The sequence below is a fragment of the Myxococcales bacterium genome (assembly GCA_016706225.1).
In the GTDB taxonomy this organism is placed as follows: Bacteria; Myxococcota_A; Polyangia; order Polyangiales; family Polyangiaceae; genus JADJKB01.
The window spans coordinates 283860-299005 of sequence record JADJKB010000025.1 but is presented as its reverse complement, the minus strand read 5'-3'; the positions used below and the strand labels follow the sequence as shown (position 1 = coordinate 299005).

Here is a 15146-nt window from a genome sequence, read left to right as displayed (position 1 = left end):
GCGGAAATGCGCCGGAGTCTGGCCTGGTATGCGTTCCGTCAGGCGCTCACCACCCTGGACGGCCAACTCCAAGACGCCAGCAGCCGGCTCGAGCTGCTCCATCACGTTGACCAGCGTCACGGTCCCCATGGAGCCGAGCAGCACCGGGTTCACCGTCGACCTGTCCGCGTCACCTCCGCCCGGAAACTTGACGCCGTGCAAACCAGTGCACTTCTCCGGTAGGGACAGCTGCGGAAGAGCGCTCGATTTCGACGTTCAACTGAGCTGGACCACCGAGAGCAACACGCTGACTCTCACCTGTCCCGCGGCGGCGGACGCTTCGACCGACTGAGCGCCCAACGCTGCGCGCGTCAACGGAACTGCTCGGCTCAGCGGGATTGTTGGACGGCCCGCGTCGTCCGGCTTTTTGGCGGCCGTGTCGTGACCAGAGTCCGCGCGAGTTGACTTTGCAGCGGGCTCACTCTCCGATACACGCATGCGCGCGTCGCTGGCGCTTTGTTGCTGCGTGGTGAGCTCCGCTTGCGGTCGCGGCGAGCCGGCGCGTTCTGCGGGACCCGAAGCGAGTCCGTCGACGCCGAAGACGGAGCCGACCGAGACGCGCCCAGCGCGGCGCGCCTCAGCTCAGCGTACGGCGCCGGTGATTCAGGTGGACGGCGACGTCGGCGGCCTGGACCAGGACGCGGTGGACGCCGTCGTCGCTTCGGCGAGCGGCGCAGTCGACCGCTGCTGGGAGCAGGGCGTCGCGCGAAACGAGCTGGTCGCCGGGACGCTCCAGCTCGTGCTCGGCATCGGCAGGGATGGTCGAACTGTGCATGGCTACGTGAAGCAGAGCTCGCTGGGCGAAGGCGAGATGGAGCGCTGCATGCTCGACGCGCTCTCGAAGCGAACGTTCCCGAAACCCGTCGGAGGCAAGGTCGGCGTCGTGCGCACAAGTCTGTCGTTCGAGCTGGAGAGGGACGTGCGTGCGCCGACGCCATGGGCGAGCCCGAAGGTGAGCGAAGTGCTGAGCAACGCAGCGAACGAGCTCAGCGCATGCAAACACGGTGCGACGGGCGCGTTCAGCGCGACGGTGTACGTCAAACAAGTGGAGCTTCCGCCACCCGACGCGGGGGACGGCGACTCGGGCGCTGACGCCGCCGACGCCGGCCCGAGCTTCGTTGGTGCGGCGATCAGTGTGGGAGTTGCCGCCCCTGACGAGCAGGCGTGGGGCGCGGTCCCATGCCTCGCGGGAGTCCTGTCGCGGGCCGTGTACCCGACGCCGGGAAGCTGGCCGGCAAAGCTGACGTTCGAACTGTAGGCGCACATCGAGATCGCGCGCTGGTCGTACCCGCGGTACACTTGCGTCATGGTGCGTGCTCCTTCCCCGGGCTGCTTGGTGCTGTCCGTGTTCCTCGCGGCCGGCGGCTGCGGTGTCGAAGAAGAGGGCGGCGCCAGCGCCACGGGCGGTGCTGCCGGCGCTGCTGCGAGCGGCAGTACCGGCGGCAGTGGCACCGGCGGCGGCGTGTCCGGCGGAGCAGGCGGCGCGACGGGCGGCACGTCAGGCGCGGGCGGTAGCGCGACCGGCGGCAGCGCGGGTGTGGGCGGCGGCGCAGGGACGGGCGGCGCTGCGGGCGCAGGGACGGGCGGCGCTGCGGGCGCAGGCGGCGCTGCGGGCGCAGGCGGCGCTGCGGGCGCGGGCGGCACTGCGATCGGCGGCGCGAGCGGAACCGGCGGCGCATCCGGCGGAACCGGCGGCGCATCCGGCGGAACCGGCGGCGCATCCGGTGGAACCGGCGGCGCATCCGGCGGAACCGGCGGCGCGTCCGGTGGAACCGGTGGCGCGTCCGGCGGAACCGGTGGCGCGTCCGGCGGAACGGGTGGCGCGTCCGGTGGAACCGGTGGTGCGTCCGGTGGAACCGGTGGCGCGTCCGGTGGAACCGGTGGAACGGGCGGCTACACGTGCAGCTCCTTCTCGAACGTCACTGGGGTCAACGCCGTCTGCAGCAACCCGCCGACGGGGCAGTGCAAGATGAATTTTTCGCCCGGGACGGCGTCGTGCACGACCCTTTGCTCCAAGCTGGGCGCGACCTGCGCGTCCGTGCACGACAACTCCGGCACTTGCGGCACCTCCTCCTCCACGACGTCGTGCGGCAACACCTCCTGGTATTCAGCGATCTGCTTCTGCACCATGCCGTAGCGCTGGAAACGCGCGGGACGACTGCGCGGCTCAGAGTCTGGACGTTGCCGCGGAGCTTCCGCTCTTGCCGCCCCCGGCGTCGCCGCCGGAGCGCCCGTCTGGGCGCCGGACGCGCCTGCGCGCACGTAGTGCGCTGGCCAGCTCAGAGCTCGTCGGCACGAAGGCCAACACCACCAGTGAGCGTGATTTCATCGAGCCCAATCCTATCCGGGACGCCCGAGCCTGTCCTCTTGCCCCCCGCGCCCACGGCTCCGCGAGGTAACATTCCTTGATGGCACGCCAATGCCACTTCCGCGCGGGGCTCGCCCTCTTGGCTGCGCTCTTGCTGCTCCCCCACGGCTGCGGTTCGAAGAGCGGGTTACCGGTCGCGCTCAACCAAAGTCCGACGGGGCTCTTCTGCGCCACCGCGGACTACGCCAGCGGAGCGAAGGAGCTCGGGCTCTACATCGTGCTCGATCGATCGGAGTCGATGGCAAATGACGGCAAGTGGACGCAGGCCACCGCAGCGCTCGGCGCCTTCGTGTCGGACCCGTCGATGGCGGGCGTTGCCGTCGCACTCGGCTACTATCCTCTGGGTTCCAAGTGCGCCCCGTCGTCCTACGTCGCACCGGCAGTCTTTGCCAAGGATCTGCCCGCGGACGCAAAGCTCGTCCTCGACTCGCTCGCGGCCCAGAAGCCGAGCGGAGAGACGCCAACGCGGCCCGCCTTGTACGGGGCCATCGAGTTCAGCCGCGCGTTGATGCTCGCGGAGCCGACGCGCCGGGTGGTCGTGGCGGTGGTCAGCGACGGCGCCCCGCTCTCGTGCGAATCGACGCCCGCCTCGGTAGCCGAGGTGGCAGGGGACGGCGCCACCGGCACCCCGCAGGTGCTCACGTTTGCCATCGGTCTGCGCAGCGGGGCCGTGGGTGACCTGGATCTACTCGCCGAGAAGGGCGGAACGGGCCAACCCGTGCTGGTGAGCGACGGGCCCGGTGCGGGGCAGGAGCTCGTGGACGCGCTGCGCGCGCTGCGCGAAGGCCAGCTGGACTGCCGCTTTGCCGTGCCTCCAGTGGCTGGCGCAACGACCAAACCGGAGGACGTTCGAGTCGCGTATCGACTCGATGCGACGAGCGGACTCACGAGCGCACCGCGAGTCGCTGACGGCGCGGACTGCGGCGCAACCCCCTACGGGTTCTTTCTCCACGGCGCCGCGCCGCCGACCCACGCGGCGCTGTGTCCGGCGCTCTGCAACCTGCTGCGTGAGTTTCCCGACTCCCGCGCGACAGTGGTCGCGGGCTGCGGAGATGGGCTCGACGCCAGCGCTCCGCCGCCGCCCCCGCCCGACGCAGGCGACTGTGGCGGCATCATCACGTTCGCGTGTGTCACAGCCTGCGGGACTGAGGACTATGTACCGCCGATCTGCGCGGGAGCGTTCTGGCAGTGCCCACCCGGCAGCGTCTCCTCCAACCAGTGCGGCAGCTGCGCGCCGGTCCCCCATGTTTGCTGCCTGCCCGACGCGACCCTGGCAGACGCGCAGTGCATCGACGGCACGTGGTTGTGTCCGCCGGGTGGATCGCTCTACGGCACGGGCACCTGCAAGGCGCCTGGCGTCTGCGCCGCGACCCTGCCGTGCGCGGTGGGACAGTACTGCGAGAGCCCCAACTTCAGCTGCGGCACAGGTACGCTCGCGGGCCACTGCGTTCCAGAGCCGGCGAGCTGCGCGGCGGGCGGGCCGGCGGTCTGCGGTTGCGACGGGACCACTCACCCGAACGCCTGTGATGCGCGCAAGCAGGGAGTGGACCTCTCGAAGGATTTGAGCTGCCAGAAACCCATCGGCACGTTCGATTGCGGACCCCTGTTTTGCAACGTGAGCGCGGAGCTGTGCAAGAAGACGACCGTCTTCGGCGGCAGCGTTCCGCTCGAAGACTACGCCTGCATCCCGGCACCGCCCGGGTGCGCCACCGGCTGCGGATGCAAGCTGTGCGCCGCCTGCCCACCGGGCAAACTCTGCAACGAGACTTGCAGCAAGGACGCCAGCGGCGGTCGCACGCTGAGCTGCAACCAGTAGAGAAACCCCAAGGACACCATGCCACCCGACTCCCTGATCTTCGACCTCGATGGAACCCTGTGGGACACGAGCGCGAGCTGCGCGGTCGCGTGGAACCGCGTCGTGCGTCGCCACGCCATCGTGTTCCGGGAGATCGTCGCCGATGACGTGCGTCGAGTCACGGGCCGGCCGCATGACCAGTGCATTCACGCCGTCTTTGCTGGACTCCCAGCCCAGACGCGCGAGCTCCTCGCGCACGAGACGATGCAGGAGGACAACCTCGTCATCGCCGAGCAAGGGGGCGACCTGTACGAGGGTGTCGTCGATGGGCTGCGTGCGCTCAGCGCGCGCTTGCCCCTGATGATCGTCAGCAACTGTCAGCGGGGTTACATCGAGACCTTCCTCGAGGTCGCCGACGTCGCGGCGTGCATTTCGGACTTCGAGTGCTGGGGCAACACGGGCCAAACCAAGACCCAGAACCTCGCCGCGGTCATCGCCCGAAACAAGCTTTCGGCTCCGCTATTCGTGGGAGATACCGCCGGGGATCAAGAGGCGGCGCAGAACAACCAGGTTCCGTTCGCATTCGCGCGCTACGGATTTGGGCAGGTGCAGTCACCCGAGCACGTGCTCGGCGCGTTTGCGGACATCTTTCGGCTCGTCGAGTGATCGAGCGGCCCGTCGCGCACTCACTCGCTCGGGAGCAGAACCTGCTTCTCTGCGAGCTTGGCGGGCGCGGCGTCCGGAGTGCGCCAGCTGGCGCCGAGGTCGTCGGAGACGATGACCGAATAGGTCTGAGTGAACTTCTGAGTCGCGCCGTACAGGAACACCCGCTTGCCGACCGCGAGCATGCGCGAGGGCACACGAACATCGGCGCGCACGTCCGAGTGAGCCGCGTCGTCGTAGGCGACCGTGAAAGGTGTCCAGGTCCGCCCGTCGTCGCGGGTCGACGCCACGCGCACGATGCCTTGCATGGGCACTGACACGATCGTGGTGCCCTCGACCCGCGCGAGATCGAGCTCCGGGCCCGGCGCGACGTTCACGCCCGGAAACCGTGGGAGAGGGAGCGGGGCGCAACGCCCTCGGAACGCACACGCCACCAGGCTGACTTCCTTGTCGGTCTCGCGTTTGTAGGCGGCCACGAGCGCTTTGTCGTCGCAGCTGAGCGAGACCAGCTCCGCGTCTGCCGGCGCGAGATCCGCGCGCTGCGGCGGGCCATCGGTACCCTCCGACGAGACCATCATGCGCGACACGTCTTCACCGAGCCCGAAGGTGAACCAGTGTGGGCCGGCGGCGCAGCGCTCGGCAAAGCTCGAGGCCACGCGCACCGGGGCGCCGCGCCAGCTGATGCCACCGTCGACGCTCTGGTGCACGCTCTGGTTCACCGCGCGCCCAAAGGCGGCGGTCAGCACCCCGTCGACGACTCCGACCGAGCGATAGCCAGCGCGAGCGGCGGGCAGGCCGCGGCCCACGACGGGTTTGCTCGTCTCGATGGGATGCACCGCCTCGCGGGCGCTGATGCTCGGCTTGACCAGCTTGACGTAACCGCCGCGGATGAACGGCCACGACCGACGCGCGAGCTCGGCGAGCCGATGCCCGGTCACACCAAGCTCGGTGATCGAGACCTCGGTCGGGCCCGAGCCCCCGTATTCGGCGAAGGCCCAGGCAGGCTGCCGGTGCGCTCGCTCCGCCGCCGCCGACTCCGTCAGATCTCGCGCTAGCTTGGCGCAATCCTGAAACGGCCGCTCCCCCGCCTCTGCGCTCACCAGCCGCCGGCGCAAGAGCACGCTGAACTCGCGGGAGTTGTCCCGGAGCAGCGACGGCCCGGTGGGGCCGACCATGCACAGGCCGTAGTTGGCGAGGTTGACCGCCGCGGCGTTCAGCTTCCACGCCGCGAGGGCGCGGGGGTGCAGGAGCCACAGAGCGCCCGCGATGCAACCGACGATCAGCACCGTGCGCAGTCGGATGATGGGACCCGACGACTCGCTCTTCGGTTCGGGGCTCGCTTCCGATCGCGGTCCTGCGGCCGCGGGCGTCGATCCCCGTGTCACCATCACGTTGCGCGGCAGCGATTTCGGCGGCGGGCTGATGAACGGAGAGCTCGGCGGCTCGGTCCGCGAGCGTTGAACATTTCCCGGCACGGCGCGGAAGTTGGGGCGCGAAGCGGGGAGCGGCATCTTCGGGCCGGACGCTAAGGCAGTCGGCGCGGATTGGCCCAGAATGTCGCGCTGTTTCCCCTACAGGGCGGCGACCAGATCCGCCCACAGATCTTCGGCGTCCTCGATCCCTACACTCAGTCTCACCAGCCCATCGCCAATGCCGGCGCGCGCGCGCAGCTCGCTGGGCATCGTCGAGGCCGTGGTGGAGGCGGGATGGGTGATCAGGGAGCGCACGTCACCCAGGCTCACCGCGTGGCTGATCAGCCGCACCCGATCGAGCAGCGCGGCCCCGGCGGCCACGCCACCCCGGAGCTCGAACGACAGCAGCGCACCGAAGGCCCGCATTTGCCGGGCCGCCACCGCATGCCCCGGGTGATCCGGGAGCCCCGGAAAAAAGACCCGTTCGACAGCGGCATGCCGCGTCAGGCGCTCCGCCAGGATCTCCGCTGAGCGGCACGCCCGTTCTTGCCGCAGTGCCAGCGTACGCATACCGCGGGAAATCAGGAACGCGTTGAACGGTGCGAGCACGCCGCCGAGACCCTTGACGATCAGGTCCCGCACCGGCTCCGTCTTTTCCCGGGAGCCAACCACGACTCCACCGATGGCGTCCCCGTGACCTCCGAGGGCCTTGGTCAACGAATGAACGACCAGATCCGCCCCAAAGCGGAGCGGCTGCTGGCAGTACGGAGTCGCGAACGTATTGTCGACGATCAGCGTGATGCCGCGGCTGTGAGCCGCCGCAGCGAGGGCCTCGAGATCCGTGATGCCGAGGGTCGGATTGGCAGGGGTCTCGGCGTAGTACACGCGAGTTTGGGGCGCCGTAGCGGCGACGTACGCCTCCACCGAACCCGCTTGCACGAAGCTCGTCTCGATGCCGAACGCCGGCAGGCGCTCTCGCATCAGGCGCGCACTCTCGCCGTAGAATGCCAGCGGCGCGACGATCTGGTCCCCGGCCCGCAGGGTCCCGAGCAGCGCCCCCGTCACCGCTGCCATGCCACTGGCCGTTGCGACCGCGCTCTCGCCGCCCTCGAGCGCGGCGACCTTAGCCTCCAGCTGCTCGACGGTGGGGTTGCCCCAGCGCCCGTAGATGTAAGCGTCGTTCTCGCCGCGGAAAGCGCCCGCGGCTTCCTCCGCCGAGTCGAACGCAAAAGCGCTCGAGAGCACCAAGGGTGCTTCGAGCGCTTGGCTCGCGTCGCGCTGCTCACCAGCGTGGACGCTCAGAGTGGACGGACCACGCCGGGTCTCGGCCACCGTTCGAGCCTAGATCCGATCGTCCGTACGCAGGCGCTTGCGCCGGCGGCGGGCGGCCTCACTCATCTTCTTGCGTCGCTTCACCGACGGCTTCATGTAGTGGCGACGGCGCTTGAGCTCTCGAAGAATGCCTTCGGCAGCCATCTTGCGCTTGAGATGCTTGATGGCTCGCTCGATGCCTTTGTCGCCAACAATGACCTCGAGAGGCCTGCACTGAACTGCTTCGCTGGGATTAGTCACGGGAGGGCGGGATATGGCAGACCAATGGAGGATTTTCAAGCGCGATGCCGACTGAACCAAGCCTGACCCCCACCGCAGTCAAGGCACCCCACGGCGCCACGGTCTTCGAAGTCAGCTGGGCGGACGGCGAGACCCACCGCTATCCGCACAGAATCCTTAGAGGTTTCTGTCCGTGCGCGGGTTGCCAGGGGCACGGCGGGGCGATCCACTTCGTGGAGGGCGGAAATCTCGAGCTCCGGGACATCGGGCAGGTGGGCAACTACGCCCTCTCCCTGCGCTGGGGCGATGGGCACGACGGCGGGATCTACTCCTTCCGCTATCTGAGGCAGCTCGGTGCACTTTTGAAAGAGAAGGGTGCGGAGGGCCTCGAGGCCCTCGGAGAGCTGCCACGTTCGTGAGCCACGAGCGCATCGTCGTCGTCACGACGTCGTTTCCTGCCCACGCAGGCGACCCGTCGGGGCACTTCGTTGCGGCCGAAGTGCGGCGCCTCGTGGAGCGCGGCGCCCGAGTGCACGTGATCGCACCGGGTCGCGAGCGCACCATCGACGGCCAGCTCGTCATTGGCATCGCGGACGGAGGTGCCTTTGGCTGGCCCGGCGCACTGGCTCGATTGCGAGAGCGTCCGGCGCGGGCGATCGGCGTGCTCGGCTTCGTGCTCGGCGCGCGGCGTGCGCTCGCGGCGCTGCCGCACGACCGGGTGATCGCACACTTCATCCTGCCCGGCGCATGGCCGATTGGCATCGGCAGCTCGCGCCCGCTCGAGGTGGTCGCGCACGGCAGTGACGTGCGACTGCTCGGAAGACTGCCGCGACGCCTGCGCGCGCGCATCCTCAGCGCACTGCTCGGACGCGGCGCGCACTTTCGCGCAGTTTCCCACGAGCTCGCCTCACTGCTCCGCAGCTTCGACCCGCGCGTTGCCAAGCACCTCGTGGTCGAGCCCGCCGCCATCGACCTCTCGCGAGTACCAGAACGGGCCGAAGCCAGGCGGCGGCTCGGCCTCGACGACGCCCCGCGCTGGGTGGTGATCGCAGGACGGCTGATACCCGACAAACGCGTGGCTGTTGCCGTCAGCGCGGCAGAGCTGATCCCGGACGCACGCGTCGTGGTGCTCGGGGACGGCCCCGAGCTCGAGGGTCTGCGCCGTTCGTTCCCGGGAGTCCGGTTTCTGGGGTTGGTCCCCCGGGATCTCGCCTTGACCTGGATCGCCGCCGCCGATGTGCTGCTCTCGGCGTCGCGCGCGGAGGGCGCCCCCAGCGTGCTCCGGGAGGCGCGCGCGCTGGGTGTGCCCGTGGTCGCGACGGCGGTGGGCGACATCGCGCGCTTCGCCGCCGAAGACGCCGACATCTGGCCCGTCGACCCGTCCAGTTGAGCGGGGCCCGTCTCGCTACAGCGACGGGTCACGAACGCGCGGCATGAGCTCGGCGAAGTTGCACGGCCGAGTGCGCGCATCGAGCTGCGGCACCAGGATCTTTTCGAGCGCGAGGCGACACGCTCCGGTCGAGCCGGGCAGCATGAAGACGAGGGTGGTCTTGCACAGCGCGGCCTCGGCGCGAGACTGGATCGTGGCGGCGCCGATCTCGGCGTAGGACAGCCAGCGGAACAGCTCACCAAAACCCGGCAGTGCCTTCGTGACCAGCGGCGCCAGCGCGTCCGGCGTCACGTCGCGGGCGGTGATGCCCGTGCCACCGGTGGCGATCACGACGTCGACGTTCGGGTCGTCGATGAAGGCGGCAAACGCCGCGGTCAGTCCGCTCAGGTCGTCCGGCACGATCCGGCGTTCGACGATGACGTGGCCAGCGGCGCCGAGCTCACTGACGACGAGGGCGCCGCTCGTGTCCGTCTCGAGCGTGCGGGTGTCGCTCACCGTGAGCACCGCGAGGTTCAGGGGTTCGAAGGCGCGTTCCGACATGGCTCGCGACCGTAGCCCAAGCGCCAAGCCCGCGTCTCGGCGTCAACTTCCGCCCGCTGCCCAAAGCAGGCTACCCTGCCCGCCAGAATGCAGCCCCCCTGGCAACCCCAAGTGCCGAACGCCGTCCCGGCCCAGTTCGCGTCCCCCTACCCCGACGAGGGCGACGGCGTCAGCGCGATCCGGGCAGTGAAGGCCGTGTTTGCGGATCCGAACCTGAAGAACAACCTGCTACTCGGCATCGTCTTCATGGTCATCCCCATCGTCGGCCCGATCGCCCTCTCGGGTTGGATGTGTGAGTGCCACCAGCGACTCATCCGGCGCCACCCGAACCCACTCCCCAAGATCGACTTCAGCGACTTCGGTGAATACATCAAGCGCGGCCTGACAGTGTTCCTGGTCTCGCTGATCATCACGATGCCCGTGCTGTTGATCGCGTACGTGATCATGGGTGCGGCGGGGGCAGCGGTGTATGTGAGCATCGCCGCGACGGGCGAGCCGATCGTGGCCATCCTGGTCGGCTTGGTGGTCGGGCTGTTCGGACTGCTCGGCCTGTTCGCGCTCAACGTCGTGGTCAACGCCGCCCACACCCGCGCAGAGCTGACGGAGGATTTCAGTGAAGCGCTCAAACTCGGCAAGATCCTGAGCTACTCCCGGATCACCTTTGGCACGGTGATCGTGAAGAACATCACCTTCGGTTTCATCGCCTTCGGCATGGTGCTGATCGGGATCCTGCTCTGTTACCTGGGCCTGTATCCCGCAATCGTGGTGATTCAGATCGCCGCTCTCCACCTGCGCTACCAGGTCTATCGGGACTACCTGAACCGGGGTGGTGAAGAGATCACTCTCAAGGCGCCGCAGCAGCTTCCTTCCGAAGCCCGCGCGCCCGGATACTGATCGTGCCCGACTCGGTGCCGCCGGATGAAGAGCTGCTCGGACTGGCTCCCCTCGGTGTGCCCGACAAACTCGCACCGGGTCCCGCCGAGGCGCGCCCCGCAAAGGTGAGCGAGGCCCTCAGCTTTGCGTTCGACGACAAGCTGAGTCTGTGGGTGGGCGGCCTCTGGTTGTTGGTTCCGGTCGTGGGCTGGCTCGCCATTTCGGGTTGGGCCTCGGAGGCTCAACACCGGCTCCTGGCCAATCACCCCGATCCGGTGCCGCGCCTGAGGCTCCGGGACTTTCTCCACTACGCCCGCCGGGGGCGGGCGGCGGCGTTCATCGAGCTCTTCGGCGTGGGGGTGCTGTGGGCTGTCGGGCTGCTCCTGCTCGGCATCCTCAACGCCAGCCTGCTCGCGGCGGGACTGGTGGCAGGCTCGCTGGTCGTTCCCCTGGCGGTGTTGACCGCTTCACTGCTGTTGGTCGTCGCCGTCCTGGGCTTGGTGACCGTCGTTTTCAATTCGTTGCTCACGCGCGCGGAGCTGGGTGAGAAGCTCGCGGACGCGGTCGCGCTGGGCGAAGCGTGGAGGGAATCGCGCTCGCTTCGAAAAAAGACCTTCACGACCTACCTGCTCTACGTTCCGGTCACGCTGGCGCTGCTCATTCTGGGCTCGATGCTGTGCGGACTCGGAGTGTTGCCCGCCCTGGTTGCGATCAAACTCACCGGCGCACACCTGCGCTACCAGCTCTACGTCGAGCGCCTCGCGCGCGGGGGGCACGCGCTGCCGTCGCGCCCGCCCGCAGTGCTGCCATCGGAACAGCACATGGTGCGCCTGCTCCAGCTCAGCAAGGCAACGGGCAAACGATGAGCGCGCGGCTGCTGCTGCTCACCGCGCTCGGCGTGACGACGCTCGCTTGCACACCGAGCCCCAGAGGTGCGCCTGGCGAAGCTGCCGAGAGCGCTCCACCCCGGGCTCCGCTGGTGGCGCCGAGCTCGGCACCGGTAGCCAGTGCATCCGCCGCGGCGCCCGCGCCGGACGAACGCCCCACCCCGCCCCCGGTCGATCCAGGCCCACCCCCGGTTCTGGTCCCCGGCGGAAAAAAGACGACCAAGAGCGCGACAGGGCTGGTGGTCAGCGTGGACCCCGAGGCCTCGCGGCTCGGGGCTCGAGTGCTCGAGGCCGGTGGCAACGCAGTGGACGCCGCCGTCGCCGTGGCCTTCGTGCTCGCCGTCACCCACCCGAGCGCAGGGAACCTCGGCGGCGGCGGCTTCATGTTGATCCGCCCCAAGGCGGGCCCAACGACGGCCATCGATTTCCGCGAGACCGCACCGCGCGAGCTGCCGCGCGCCGCGTTCCAAAAGATGATCGCCGGCGGCGGCATCGGACCAGGGTCCGTGGGTGTGCCGGGAACCGTGCGCGGGCTCGCGCTCGCCCACGAGCGGCTGGGCAAGCTGGCTTGGAGACAATGCGTCGAGCCGGCAAGACGCCTGGCGGAACGCGGGCACCGCATCCGCTCCCGCGAAGCGCAGACCATTGCCTGGAACTGGAGGGCACTGAGCCGTGACGCTGCCGCCAGGGCGGAGTTCGGCAACGCGGGCAAACCGCGCCAGGAGAAGGACCTGTGGGTTCGCAAGCAGCTCGCGACGGTGCTCGGGCGCATTGCCGAACACGGCGCCGCCGGGTTCTACGAAGGGGAGACCGCGAGGGCCATCGCGGACACCCTCGCCAAAGCGGGCGGCACCCTCGGCACCGAAGACCTCGCCGCGTACCGCGCGAAGCTGCGTCCCCCGCTCGAGCTCAGCTACCGCGGTCTCAGCGTCGAGACCATGCCGCCTCCGTCGGCCGGCGGCGTCGCGCTGCTCGAGACCCTGCTCATGTTGGAGCGAGAGAGCGCATACAAGAATCCGATGGGCTCGGCCGCCGACGCACACTTGTTCCTCGAGGCCTCACGCCGAGCGCAGGCCGATCGACGCTACGGCGTCGTCGATCCGGACTCGATTGCGCCGGGCGTGCTCGCCCGCAAGCTCGCGGGGTTTCGCGACGTGTACTCGCTGCTTCAGCGCGTACCCATCGACGCCGAGCACGCAACCCCAACCGACAAGGTGCGTGCGCTCCCCAATGGGGCAAGCGAGGAGCCCGAACACACCACACACTTTTCCGTGGTCGACGCCGACGGTCTGGCGGTCAGCTGCACCACCACCCTGTCGGCGGGGTTTGGCTCGAAGCTCGTCGTGCCCGGCACCGGCGTCGTGCTCAACAACTCGGTGGCTTCGTTCTCGAACGTCGGGGAGAACCAGCCCGTCGGTGGGCACCGCACCGTCAGCAGCATGGCGCCCACGCTCGTCACTCGCGACGGGGAGCTGCTCCTGGTGCTGGGCTCGCCCGGTGGCGACACGATCCCGAGCACGGTGGCACAGGTCTTCCGACACCTGGTCGACCACGGCATGCCACTCGACGCGGCCGTGGACGCCGGCCGCCTGCACCACAACTTCTTGCCCGACGAGTTCCGCATCGAGCGCGCTCGCCCACCCGCGAAGAGCACGCTCGAAGCTCTGAAACGCATGGGGCACAGCCTGAGCAAGAAGACTCTGCCCATGGGCGACGCCAACAACCTCGCAATCGTCGGCGGGCTCGCCTACGGCTACGCCGATCCACGGGAGGGCGGTCAGGCGGTGGCCGCTCGGAAAACCTCACCCTGAAGCCGGCGGCCCGAGCCGACCATGCACAGCCACGATCGTCATCCCACGCCGGTGTTTCCTCTGCCTGCCCAGCTCGGGCTCGTGGTGGTGATCGCCGTCGCCCTCTTCATCCACGCGCCGGGGCTGCACACCGGAATGCTCGCGGACGACTACCTGCAGCGTTCGATGCTGGACGGGACGTATCCCATCCCGCGCGCGAGCTGGGATCTCTACTCGTTCTTCCGAGGGGCCGACGAGCTCCCCATCCTCACCGGCGCCGGCACCCTGCCCTGGTGGATGCCGGCGGAGCTCCGGCTCAGCCTGCTCAGACCCCTGCCGAGCCTGCTGTTATGGCTCGATCACCGGGTGCTCGGGCTGTCGCTCTACGGCATGCACCTGCATTCGCTCGCGTGGTTGCTCGCGTTCCTGCTCTCGTTCAACCTGCTGGCTCGACGCCTGCTGCCACCAACCGCGGCGCTCGTGGCCACCGCGCTCGTTGCCTTCGACGTCGGCCTCGTGTCACCCGTTGCGTGGCTGTGCAATCGAGCAACGCTGGTCTCGGCGACCTTCGCTGCGCTCGGGCTGTACCTGTACCACCGGTATCGGGAGGATGGAGCGCGCCGTGATGCCTGGCTCGCGGCCTTCGCGTTTTCGCTCTCGCTGCTCGGCGGTGAGTACGCGATCTGCGCGCTCGCGTACGTCGCCGCGTACGAGCTCGTCGCCGCGGACGACGCGCTCCGTGTGCGCCTGCGGAGCGCCGCGTTCGTGTTCGTGCCGGCGTGTGTCTACGGCCTGGTGCACGTGCTGGGTCGCTACGGCGCCGGCGGCGGCAGCATCTACGTCAGCCCTCTCGACTCGCCGCTCGAGTTCCTCGGCAGCGCGCTCACGCGTGTGCCCTCGATGCTGGCGACCGAGCTGTTGCTCTTGCCCGGCGAGGCGGTCTACGTCGCGTTCCTGCTGCGTTCGCCCCTGCTTCCCTGGGCGCTCGTGCCCATGGCAATCGCGCTCGTCGTGCTCACGCTCGCGCTCCGGCGTCTGCCCGCGCCGCTGCCCCGCCGCATGGGCGCCTACGCCCTCGGTGTGCTGTTGGGCCTGGTGCCACTGTCCGGAACCGTGCCGGGAGTGCGTCTGCTGCTCTTGCCGAGCATCGGCGGAAGCCTGGTGCTGTCGGCAGCGATCTGCGGCGCGCTGCTTCGACTGCGCGAGCCCGCGCTCCGACGCCGCCCCGGAGCTTGGCTCTTGGCTCTCTCGGTGGTGCCCCTGGCGGTGCTCCACGTATTCATCTCACCGCGGATCGCGCGGGCGCAATCCAGCGCCTTCAGCACGGAGGCCGCGCGGCTTCGCCAGGCCAGCTACGACTCCGAGATCGACGACGCGCTGGTCGCCCAGCAAGATCTGGTGCTCCTGAATCTGCCCGGCGATCTGGTCGCGCTCGACTACCCGGTGCGCGTGAGGCAAGAAAACGGCAGCCCGCGACCGAGGAGCTGGCGCACGCTTTCGAGCGCCCTCTGCCCCCTGCGAGTGGCGCGGATCGCCGACGACACCCTCGAGCTCCGCGTGGAAAACGCCGGCGACGCGTTCTTCGGCTACGACGCCGCGCGCCGGGAGTCGCCGGCGCATCCGTTTCAGCCCGGTCAGCGCGTGAGCGCGGCGGGGTTCGAGGTCGAGGTGGTCGAAGTTCGCGGCTGGGCGCCGACCAAGCTCCGCTATCGCTTCCCGGACAGCCTCGCTCGGCCGTCCCGGGTGTTCCTGCGTTTCGAGCACGGCAAGCTCGTGCGGTTCCCGTTGCCGCCGGTGGGCGCCGAGGCAAGCCTCCCGGTCGGATTTCCCTAGCTCGT

General features: G+C 69.3%; 17 protein-coding genes. 12 read left to right on the top strand and 5 right to left on the bottom strand.

Annotated elements, in window-relative coordinates:
- Positions 1–28: 28 nt before the first annotated feature.
- The 3 genes from IPI67_39975 (at position 29) to IPI67_39965 (ending at position 2176) form a co-directional block, all read left to right on the top strand.
- The gene (locus IPI67_39975; GenBank protein MBK7586354.1) at positions 29–331 is read left to right on the top strand and encodes a hypothetical protein; all 303 of its coding nucleotides are present in this window, start codon (positions 29–31) and stop codon (positions 329–331) included.
- 306 nt (positions 332–637) lie between these two features.
- On the top strand, positions 638–1297 hold the full coding sequence (locus tag IPI67_39970; protein MBK7586353.1) for an AgmX/PglI C-terminal domain-containing protein: 660 nt from the start codon (positions 638–640) through the stop codon (positions 1295–1297).
- A gap of 48 nt (positions 1298–1345) precedes the next feature.
- Positions 1346–2176, top strand: coding sequence for a hypothetical protein (locus IPI67_39965; GenBank protein MBK7586352.1), 831 nt, complete (start codon positions 1346–1348; stop codon positions 2174–2176).
- A gap of 30 nt (positions 2177–2206) precedes the next feature.
- On the opposite strand, the gene IPI67_39960 is transcribed toward IPI67_39965, so the two are convergent.
- Positions 2207–2368, bottom strand: a complete 162-nt coding sequence (locus tag IPI67_39960) for a hypothetical protein (GenBank protein MBK7586351.1) — start codon at positions 2366–2368, stop codon at positions 2207–2209.
- Positions 2369–2447: 79 nt separating this feature from the next.
- Here IPI67_39960 and IPI67_39955 point away from each other — a divergent pair, with 79 nt between their 5' ends.
- Together IPI67_39955 and IPI67_39950 are read left to right on the top strand one after the other, a co-directional pair.
- On the top strand, positions 2448–4223 hold the full coding sequence (locus IPI67_39955) for a hypothetical protein (GenBank protein ID MBK7586350.1): 1776 nt from the start codon (positions 2448–2450) through the stop codon (positions 4221–4223).
- Positions 4224–4241: 18 nt separating this feature from the next.
- Complete coding sequence (locus IPI67_39950) at positions 4242–4868, top strand: HAD family hydrolase (GenBank protein ID MBK7586349.1); 627 nt, start codon at positions 4242–4244, stop codon at positions 4866–4868.
- Between the two features lie 20 nt (positions 4869–4888).
- Here the strand turns inward: IPI67_39950 and IPI67_39945 are convergent, their stop codons facing one another.
- Positions 4889–6151: a hypothetical protein gene (locus IPI67_39945; protein ID MBK7586348.1), complete on the bottom strand. Its 1263-nt coding sequence runs from the start codon at positions 6149–6151 to the stop codon at positions 4889–4891.
- Between IPI67_39945 and IPI67_39940 the strand changes: the two genes are divergently transcribed.
- Positions 6132–6326 carry a hypothetical protein gene (locus tag IPI67_39940; GenBank protein ID MBK7586347.1) on the top strand — a complete coding sequence of 65 codons (195 nt, stop codon included), beginning with the start codon at positions 6132–6134 and terminating at the stop codon, positions 6324–6326. The two genes, IPI67_39945 and IPI67_39940, sit on opposite strands and share 20 nt — an antisense overlap.
- A 110-nt stretch (positions 6327–6436) precedes the next feature.
- Here IPI67_39940 and IPI67_39935 read toward each other — a convergent pair whose 3' ends face one another.
- Both IPI67_39935 and rpsU read right to left on the bottom strand, forming a co-directional pair.
- The gene (locus IPI67_39935) at positions 6437–7609 is read right to left on the bottom strand and encodes an aminotransferase class I/II-fold pyridoxal phosphate-dependent enzyme (protein ID MBK7586346.1); all 1173 of its coding nucleotides are present in this window, start codon (positions 7607–7609) and stop codon (positions 6437–6439) included.
- A gap of 9 nt (positions 7610–7618) precedes the next feature.
- On the bottom strand, positions 7619–7849 hold the full coding sequence (gene rpsU, locus IPI67_39930; GenBank protein ID MBK7586345.1) for a 30S ribosomal protein S21: 231 nt from the start codon (positions 7847–7849) through the stop codon (positions 7619–7621).
- Positions 7850–7893: 44 nt separating this feature from the next.
- Here rpsU and IPI67_39925 point away from each other — a divergent pair, with 44 nt between their 5' ends.
- Together IPI67_39925 and IPI67_39920 are read left to right on the top strand one after the other, a co-directional pair.
- Complete coding sequence (locus IPI67_39925; GenBank protein MBK7586344.1) at positions 7894–8247, top strand: DUF971 domain-containing protein; 354 nt, start codon at positions 7894–7896, stop codon at positions 8245–8247.
- Positions 8244–9218, top strand: coding sequence for a glycosyltransferase family 4 protein (locus IPI67_39920; protein MBK7586343.1), 975 nt, complete (start codon positions 8244–8246; stop codon positions 9216–9218). The genes IPI67_39925 and IPI67_39920 overlap by 4 nt, the downstream gene beginning before the upstream one ends.
- Before the next feature lie 15 nt (positions 9219–9233).
- Here IPI67_39920 and moaB read toward each other — a convergent pair whose 3' ends face one another.
- The gene (moaB, locus tag IPI67_39915; protein ID MBK7586342.1) at positions 9234–9758 is read right to left on the bottom strand and encodes a molybdenum cofactor biosynthesis protein B; all 525 of its coding nucleotides are present in this window, start codon (positions 9756–9758) and stop codon (positions 9234–9236) included.
- A gap of 87 nt (positions 9759–9845) precedes the next feature.
- Here moaB and IPI67_39910 point away from each other — a divergent pair, with 87 nt between their 5' ends.
- Genes IPI67_39910 through IPI67_39895 form a run of 4 tightly spaced genes read left to right on the top strand, consistent with a single transcriptional unit; the run spans position 9846 to position 15141 of the window.
- Positions 9846–10652, top strand: a complete 807-nt coding sequence (locus IPI67_39910) for a DUF4013 domain-containing protein (protein MBK7586341.1) — start codon at positions 9846–9848, stop codon at positions 10650–10652.
- Between the two features lie 2 nt (positions 10653–10654).
- Positions 10655–11497 carry a DUF4013 domain-containing protein gene (locus IPI67_39905; protein ID MBK7586340.1) on the top strand — a complete coding sequence of 281 codons (843 nt, stop codon included), beginning with the start codon at positions 10655–10657 and terminating at the stop codon, positions 11495–11497.
- Complete coding sequence (ggt, locus tag IPI67_39900) at positions 11494–13329, top strand: gamma-glutamyltransferase (GenBank protein ID MBK7586339.1); 1836 nt, start codon at positions 11494–11496, stop codon at positions 13327–13329. Before IPI67_39905 ends, ggt begins: the two co-directional genes overlap by 4 nt.
- Positions 13330–13350: 21 nt before the next feature.
- A complete protein-coding gene (locus IPI67_39895; protein ID MBK7586338.1) occupies positions 13351–15141 on the top strand; it encodes a hypothetical protein in 1791 nt (596 codons plus the stop codon).
- The last annotated feature ends 5 nt before the right edge of the window (positions 15142–15146 follow it).